Source organism: Escherichia sp. AM3, assembly GCF_032029835.1.
GTDB lineage: Bacteria > Pseudomonadota > Gammaproteobacteria > Enterobacterales > Enterobacteriaceae > Escherichia > Escherichia coli.
Genome location: NZ_JAVUPQ010001319.1, coordinates 1 through 235 on the forward strand (window position 1 = coordinate 1; position 235 = coordinate 235).

Annotated in this window: 1 protein-coding gene; it reads right to left on the reverse strand. The window is 55.3% G+C overall.

Annotation, left to right across the window (positions count from 1 at the left end; genetic code table 11):
- The coding region (locus RTW80_RS30870) for a TonB-dependent receptor plug domain-containing protein (RefSeq protein ID WP_312722074.1) at positions 1-235 on the reverse strand (235 nt) is incomplete at both ends.

Genomic DNA, 235 nt, shown 5'->3' on the forward strand with positions numbered 1-235 from the left:
TCGCAATCTGCCCCGTGGAGTCCAGGTACCCCTCTTTCAGATTGCGGTTTCCGGTGTTAAAGCCCAGTTCTGTTTTCGCCTCTTTCTGCGGCTTTTTACTCTGAATATTGACCAGCCCGCCCGGGGAGCCACCGCCATACAGCACGGATGACGGCCCCTTCAGGATATCGACGCTCTCAATCAGCAGCGGATCGATTCGCGCTTTAGTGTTCCCGGTGACGTTATAGGGAAGTTG